Source organism: Streptomyces panaciradicis, assembly GCF_023516615.1.
In the GTDB taxonomy this organism is placed as follows: domain Bacteria; phylum Actinomycetota; class Actinomycetes; order Streptomycetales; family Streptomycetaceae; genus Streptomyces; species Streptomyces panaciradicis.
Genome location: NZ_JAMGBF010000221.1, coordinates 1 through 7,392, shown reverse-complemented (window position 1 = coordinate 7,392; position 7,392 = coordinate 1). Strand labels below are relative to the sequence as shown.

Sequence of the window (7,392 nt, the reverse complement as noted above, 5' to 3'; positions counted from 1 at the left end):
GGAACCGGGCGGCGGAGGACACGGCATGGCGCTGCTGGTCATCGCGTCCTGCCAGCTCATGGTGGTGCTCGACATCACCATCGTGAACATCGCGCTGCCGCACATCCAGAGCGCCCTGAACTTCTCCACCACCAGCCTGTCCTGGGTGGTCAACGCCTACACGCTCACCTTCGGCGGGCTGCTGCTGCTGGGCGGGCGCACCGGCGACATCCTCGGCAGACGCCGCATGTTCATCCTCGGGGTGCTGCTGTTCGCGCTCGCCTCCCTGCTCGGCGGCCTCGCCCAGAGCTCCGGTGAACTCCTCGCCGCCCGCGCCCTGCAGGGCGTCGGCGGGGCCATCGCCTCCCCGACCTCGCTCGCCCTGATCAGCACGACGTTCCGCGAGGGGCCGGAGCGCAACCGCGCCTTCGGCGTCTTCGCCGCGGTCTCCTCAGGCGGCGGCGCGATCGGCCTGCTCGCGGGCGGAATGATCGTCGAGTGGCTCAACTGGCGGTGGGTGTTCTTCGTCAACGTGCCCATCGGGGTGCTGATCGCCCTCGCCGCACCCCGCTTCATCAGGGAGTCCGAACGCCACCCGGGCCATTTCGACATCGCCGGCGCGCTGACCTCCACGGTGGGCATGGTGCTGCTGGTGTACGGGTTCATCAGGGCCGCGCAGGAGGGCTGGCGGGACGCGTTCACGCTGGCCTCGTTCGGTGCCGCCGTGGTCGTCCTCGCCGCCTTCGTCCTGATCGAGCGGCGCTCCGACCAGCCGATCACCCCGCTGCACATGTTCGCCGACCGCAACCGCGCGGGCACCTACGGCATCATGCTGAGCCTCGCCGCCGCGATCTTCGGCATGTTCTTCTTCCTGACGCTCTTCGTCCAGGACGTGCTCGGCTTCAGCCCGTTGCAGGCCGGGCTCGCCTTCCTGCCGGTCAGCGCGGTGATCGCGGTCGGCGCGGCGCTCGCCTCCCGGTTCCTGCCCAGGTTCGGTCCCAAGCCCTTCATGGTGGTGGGGGCCGTGCTCGCGGCGGCGGGTCTGGCCTGGCTCACCCTGACCGACGTCGACTCGACCTACGCCGGCAGCATCCTCGGCCCGATCTGCGTCTTCGGCCTGGGCATGGGCATGGAGTTCGTCTCGCTCACCCTCATGGCGCTCTCCGACGTCTCCGCCCGGGAGACCGGCGCGGCCTCCGGGCTCCTCAACGCCATGCAGCAGGTGGGCGGTTCGCTCGGCCTGTCCATCCTGGTCACCATGTTCGGCACGGCCAGCACCAACGAGGCCCACAAACAGGTCACCGCATTCCTGGCGCAGGCCAGTCCCGCCGAGCGCCTGCGCTTCCGGCAGACCGGTAAACTGCCGAGCCCCTGGTCCGACGAGGTCCTCACGGCCGGCATCTCCGCCGCCTTCGTGACGGCGGCGATCTTCACCGTCGTCGCCGCCCTGGTCGCCGTCCTCGCCATCCAGGTCCGCCCGTCCGACCTGGACCGCCTCAAGGGCGGAGTGGGCCCCGGAGCGGCCTGAAACTCCCGCGGCCGGTGCATAGGATCACCGGCATGGCAGTGCGACCTGTTCAGGTGAACATCAAGGCACTCGACCCCGTGGCGGTCGGCCGGTTCTGGGCGCAGGCGCTCGGCTGGAGCGCGTACCACCCCGGCGTGACCACCTACGTCGGACCCGCCGGCGGCCTGATCTGGCCGGACCCGGTCTTCGTCGGCATCGACGTCGTTCCCGTCCCCGACCCCGGGACGACGACGAAGAACCGTCTGCACCTCGACCTCGCCACCACCTCCGAGGCCCACCGGGCGGAACTCGTGGAGCGGGTGCGGGACCTGGGGGCGACGCCCGTCGACGTCGGCCAGGGCAGCGTGCCGTGGACGGTCCTCGCCGACGTCGAGGGCAACGAGTTCTGCGTGCTGGAGCCCCGGGACGTCTACCGCGACACCGGCCCGATCGCCGCGATCGTGGTCGACTGCGCCGATCCCCGGGCCATGGCCCGCTTCTGGGGCGAGGCGCTGGACCGGACCCCGCACGAGGTGGCCGACGACCGCGCGGTCTGGCGGACGGCCGAGGGCACCGGCCCGTACCTGGAGTTCCTGCGCACACCCGACGCGAAGACCGTCCCGGACCGCGTCCATCTCGACCTGCTGCCCCGCCCCGGTGACGACAAGGACGCCGAGGTGGCCCGGCTGCGGGCCCTCGGCGCCATCGACCTCGACCTCGGCCAGGGCGACGTCCCCTGGACCTGCCTGGCCGACCCGGAGGGCCACGAGTTCTGCGTGCTCGCCCCGTCCTGACGCACGCGAGCCGTGCGCGCCGATCACCCGCCCATGTCACAGACAGGGGTGGCTGTCTCGTCCTGTCGGTGAGAACTGATGCGGGGACCGGGAAGGTGATCATCGTGCGGGTGTTCGTGGCGGGCGGATCCGGAGTGCTCGGGCGGCGGCTGGTGCCGCAGCTCGTGGCCAGGGGACATCAGGTGACGGCTACGACGACCGGCGCCGTCAAACTCGGGCTGCTGCAGCGGCTGGGCGCGCAGGGCGTCGTGATGGACGGGCTGGACGCGGCCTCGGTCGGCGAGGCCGTCGCCCAGGCGCGGCCCGACGCGATCGTGCACCAGATGACCGCGATCTCCGTCGCCCACGCCGGCAAACCGGACCTGAAGCACCCCGACCGCTGGTTCGCCACGACGAACCGGCTGCGCACCGAGGGCACGGACCACCTGCTGGCCGCCGCCCAGGCGACCGGCGTCCCGCACGTCGTCGCGCAGGGCTACGCGAGCTGGAACGGCATCCGCCGGGGCGGCCGGGTGAAGACCGAGGAGGACCCGCTGGACCTCCTGGAGGGCACGGCCGCGCAGGCGGGCATGGAGGCGATGCGGCACGCCGAGGAGGCGGTCCTCGCCTACGGCGGCGCGGTCCTGCGCTACGGCGCCTTCTACGGGCCCGGTGCCATCGACGACCAGGTCGTGCTGGTGCGCAAGCGGCAGTATCCGCTGGTCGGCAGCGCCGCCGGGTACAGCTCCTGGATCCACCTCGACGACGCCGCGAGCGCCACGGTGCTGGCCGTGGAGCAGAAGGCGGCCGGCGTGTTCAACATCGTCGACGACGAACCGGCCCCCGCGAGCGACTGGCTGCCCCACCTCGCCGCGTGCGCCGGGGCCAAACCGCCGCGCCGGGTGCCCGTGTGGCTGGCCCGGCTGCTGGCCGGCGACCAGGCGGTGATCATGATGACGGAGGGGCGCGGCTTCTCCAACGCCAAGGCCAAGCAGGAACTCGGATGGGAGCTGCGCCACGCCTCCTGGCGGCAGGGCTTCAAGGAGGAGCTGGCGTGACCCGCACCGAGGAGTTCGAGGAACTGCGGCCGCTGCTGTTCGCGATCGCCTACCGCATCCTCGGCAGCGTGAGCGAGGCGGAGGACGCGCTCCAGGAGGCGTGGCTGCGCTGGCAGGCCGCCGCGACCCGGCCCACCTCGACCAAGGCCTACCTCTCGGCGGTGGTCACCCGGATCTGCGTCGACGTCCTGCGCTCGGCCCGGGTACGGCGCGAGGAGTACGTCGGCCCGTGGTTCCCCGAGCCGCTGCTGGCCGACCCCTACGAGGACCCGGAGCGCTCCGCCGAACTGTCCGACTCGCTGTCGACGGCCGCCCTGTTGCTGCTGGAGCGGCTGACCCCGCTGGAGCGGGCGGTCTTCGTGCTGCACGAGGTCTTCGGGTTCGGCTTCCCGGACATCGCCTCGGCCGTGGGCCGCTCGCAGGCGGCCTGCCGCCAGCTCGCCGTACGGGCCCGCCGGCACATGGACGCCGGCCGGCCCCGGTTCGAGGCCGGCCGCAAGGAGCGGGAGGAACTCGCCGGGCGGTTCTTCGACGCCTTCCGGGAGGGCGACGTCGACGCGCTGCGCGAACTCCTCGCCGCCGACGTGCACATGGCGGGCGACGGCGGCGGCAAGGCGCCGCAGCTGGCCAGCACCGTCGTCGGCGCCGAGCATGTGGCCCGCGTCCTCGCCGAGTTCGCGCCGCAGATCCGCGCCGTCGGTGTCGTACTGGAGCCGCGGGAGGTCAACGGCGCGCCGGGGGCGCTCCTTCGCGACCGGGACGGCAGGGTCGTCAGCGCCATGATGCTCGACGTCGTCGACGGACGGGTCCGGGCGATCCGCTCGGTGATCAACCCCGACAAGCTCGGGCACCTGGGGCCGGTCGCGGACGCGTGGGCGCTCCGGCGGGAGGCGGAGCGGGCACGCCGGCTCCAGACCGGCCGGACCGGCTGAGCGCGCCGATCAGCCGACGGACGTCCCGCCCCACTCCTCGGGAGCCACGTCCGCGAGCGTCTGGGAGAACGTCCACTGGTGACCGGCCGGGTCCTCGGCCGTGTACTGGCGCTCGCCGTACTCGAAGTCGGTCGGCTCCATGAGGATGCGGGCGCCGTGCTCGCGGGCCCGCTCGCAGTGGGCCCGGGCGTCCGCCACCCGGACGGTGACCGAGTGGGTGACCTCGCCGCGGCGGGGCGGCCGGCGGTCCTTGCGGACGTCTCCGACGATCACCGCCCCGTCTCCGTAGGCGAGTTGGGCGCGGTGGTCCTCGCCGATCCGCACCCGCTCGACGAAGCCGAAGGCCGCGCCCAGCCAGTCGACCGCCGCGCGCACGTCCGGGTAGATCAGCACGGGGATGACCGTCGCGGCGGGGATCGAGCGGTTCGGTTTCATCGCGGGCTCCGAGGGGTGACGGCGCCCCTACCGCCGTGCGGACGGTGCGGGCACCAGGCCGAGTTGCTGGGCGCGCAGGACCGTGCTGATGCGGTCGCGTGTGCCCAGTTTGCGGTAGATCTTCTCGACGTGCTGGTGGACCGTACGGTCCGAGATGCCGAGCCGGCGGCCGATCGCGTCCGCGGTCAGCGCGTCCGTGAGCAGCAGCAGGACGGTCGTCTCCCGCGGGGTCAGACCGGTGTCGGCCGCCCGGTCGCGGGCGGTGCCGGCGGACCGCCGCAGGCGCTCCAGCAGTTGCCGCTGCCGGTCGACCGCGGCCAGCAGCGGCTGCAACTCGCACGCCGCCCGGACCTGGTCGTCGGTGAAGTCCCCGCCCGAGCGGTAGACCATGCAGCCGGTGATCGGGCCCCCCGCCTTCGGCAGCGGGATGGCCAGCACATGGTCCGCGTCCATGAGGCCGCCGATCAGCCGCGCCGTCGGGCTCGTCGACCAGGCGCGGCCGGCCGCCCGGCGGGCGGTGACCGGGGTGCGGTCCCGGCCCGCCGTGTACAGGGGCGCGAAGGGGTAGCCCTCCCGCAGCAAACCCAGGGACTCCGCGTCGAGCCGGGCGAAGTCGTCGGCGACGGCGGCGGGCATGCCGACCGTGCCCGAGGACGCGTTCCACTCGTCCAGCTTGTAGATCAGCGTCTCGCCGCCGCACAGCGCCGGCAGTGCCTCGGCCAGCAGCGGCCACAGCCGTTCCGGCTCGCTCTCGTTGAGGGCCGCGACGGCCACCGACAGCATGCGTTCATGGGCTCCGACCAGCGTCTGTGCCACGTTTCCGACTCCGCGTACGCAGTTGTACCCATACCGGACGACGTCCACGGTGCCCCAGAATGCGGACGAGCACCAAGACGCTCTCGGAAACACTCCAGCACATCGTCGCTCCGGCGGCCGCGGCGGGGGAGACCCGGCGGTTCGACACGGGGGGACGGCCGGTTCACCTCCGACCCCGGATCCGGCGCGGGCCGCCGGGACGGGGGACCGGCGGCCCGCACCTTCACCAGCACGGCAGCCTCGGCCTGAAGCCGGGCCGGATCCTCCGCACGCAGCCCGCGTCGTCGCCGACCGCCGCGCGCCCGTCCGTTCTGCCGACAGGTGCGCCGGAGCGGGACGGCATGACGAAGGGCCCCGCGCCGACTGGCGGCGCGGGGCCCGGAACGCTCTTCGGTTGTGGACGGTCGGAGGTGCGACGGAACCGTCAGGCCGGTCGCACGGCGATGCGGATCGCCGCCTCACCTGCGTTGTGGATCGACTCCTCACGGATGACGGAACCCGGCCCGGGAGCGTGGATCATCAGGCCGTTCCCCGTGTAGAGGCCCACGTGGCTGAAGTTGTCGTGGAAGAAGATCAGGTCACCGGGACGGCTCTCGGCGAGGGGGACCACCGTGCCGGCGCTCGACTGCTCGTGCGTGCTGCGCGGCAGCGCGACCCCGGCGGCCTTCCAGGCGGCCTGGGTGAGTCCCGCGTTGTCGTACGACTCCGGCCCGACGGCCCCCCACAGACACGGTCTGCCGATCTGCGCGCGGGCGAACTCCACGGCACGGTCGGCCTTCGTGCCGGTGGGCGTCTCGACGGCCGGGACGCCCGACTCCAGGACGGTCGGCTGCGGCGCCCGCCGCTCCTCGACCACCGGCACACCGGTGTCCAGAACCGACGGCTCCCGCAACCGCCGCGCCTCGTCGGCCGCCCGCCGCGCCCGCTCCTGCGCCACCGGGTCCCGCCAGTCGGTCTGCGCCGCCGCGACGATCTGCGGGGCACCGGTGTCCCAGCCGGTCTGTGCCGGTGCGGATGGGGCCATGGTCTGCGCGATGAGTTGCTGTGCACCGGTGTCCCAGCCCGTCCGCCCCGGCACAGACGGGGCCATGGTCTGCGCGATGAGTTGCGGTGCACCGGTGTCCCAGCCCGTCCGCCCCGGCACAGACGGGGCCATGGTCTGCGCGACGAGTTGCGGGGCACCGGTGTCCCAGCCGGGCTGGGCCGGTGCGGTCGGGGTCATCGTCTGTGCGACGAGTTGCTGTGCGCCGGTGTCCCAACCGGGTCGGGCCGGAGCGGCTGCGGTGCTCGTGCGTGCCGTCGCCGTCTGCTGGGCCGGTATCGCCCAGCTGGGCTGTGCCGGGGCGGTCGGGGTCATGGTCTGTGCGACGAGCTGTTGGGCGCCGGTGTCCCAGCCGGGTTGGGCCGGTGCGGTCGGGGTCATCGTCTGTGCGACGAGTTGCTGTGCGCCGGTGTCCCAGCCCGGCTGCGTCGGCGCGGCGGCGGGCTGCTGGGGCGGGGCTGTCCAGTCCGGCCCGGCCGGTGCGGAGTCGTTCGTCGTGCGGGACGCGGCCGCCTGCTGGACCTGGGCCGCCCAGCTGGGCTGGACCGGCGTGGCCTCGATCGCCGTGGGAGCCGCCGCCTGCGGGGCGGCCTGCCAGCTGCTCCGGTCGGGCTGCGGCGCGACGGCGGGGCGCGGGACGGAGGTCTGCCGGGCGACGTACCGGTACAGCAGGTCGCTCGCCGCGGCGACCTTGCGCTGGCTCTCCTGCTTGGACTTGCGCAGCGAGGTCTGCCGGGACTCCACGGGCGCCGGGGCGGCCGCTTCCTGCCGGGGCTGCGGCACCGCGGGGAGCGCCGCCGGCCGACCGGCGGGCAGCTCGGCCACCGGGCGACGGGGTCCGGCGGCCGGC

Annotated in this window: 7 protein-coding genes; 4 read left to right on the top strand and 3 right to left on the bottom strand. The window is 73.6% G+C overall.

Annotated features, from left to right (window positions below; genetic code table 11):
- Positions 1-25 precede the first annotated feature (25 nt).
- From M8J74_RS41610 to M8J74_RS41595, 4 genes are all read left to right on the top strand, one after another.
- The gene (locus M8J74_RS41610) at positions 26-1,507 is read left to right on the top strand and encodes an MFS transporter (RefSeq protein WP_249841366.1); all 1,482 of its coding nucleotides are present in this window, start codon (positions 26-28) and stop codon (positions 1,505-1,507) included.
- Positions 1,508-1,539: 32 nt separating this feature from the next.
- Positions 1,540-2,280 (top strand): VOC family protein, encoded by a 741-nt coding sequence (locus M8J74_RS41605; protein WP_249841362.1) that lies wholly within the window; start codon positions 1,540-1,542, stop codon positions 2,278-2,280.
- Positions 2,281-2,375: 95 nt separating this feature from the next.
- Positions 2,376-3,317: an NAD-dependent epimerase/dehydratase family protein gene (locus M8J74_RS41600; RefSeq protein ID WP_249841365.1), complete on the top strand. Its 942-nt coding sequence runs from the start codon at positions 2,376-2,378 to the stop codon at positions 3,315-3,317.
- Positions 3,314-4,249 (top strand): RNA polymerase sigma-70 factor, encoded by a 936-nt coding sequence (locus M8J74_RS41595; protein ID WP_249841361.1) that lies wholly within the window; start codon positions 3,314-3,316, stop codon positions 4,247-4,249. The genes M8J74_RS41600 and M8J74_RS41595 overlap by 4 nt, the downstream gene beginning before the upstream one ends.
- A 9-nt stretch (positions 4,250-4,258) precedes the next feature.
- Here M8J74_RS41595 and M8J74_RS41590 read toward each other — a convergent pair whose 3' ends face one another.
- From M8J74_RS41590 to M8J74_RS41580, 3 genes are all read right to left on the bottom strand, one after another.
- Complete coding sequence (locus M8J74_RS41590) at positions 4,259-4,684, bottom strand: VOC family protein (RefSeq protein ID WP_249841360.1); 426 nt, start codon at positions 4,682-4,684, stop codon at positions 4,259-4,261.
- 27 nt (positions 4,685-4,711) lie between these two features.
- On the bottom strand, positions 4,712-5,467 hold the full coding sequence (locus M8J74_RS41585) for a helix-turn-helix transcriptional regulator (RefSeq protein WP_249841364.1): 756 nt from the start codon (positions 5,465-5,467) through the stop codon (positions 4,712-4,714).
- A gap of 457 nt (positions 5,468-5,924) precedes the next feature.
- Positions 5,925-7,286, bottom strand: coding sequence for a C40 family peptidase (locus M8J74_RS41580; protein ID WP_249841363.1), 1,362 nt, complete (start codon positions 7,284-7,286; stop codon positions 5,925-5,927).
- Between the last annotated feature and the right edge of the window lie 106 nt (positions 7,287-7,392).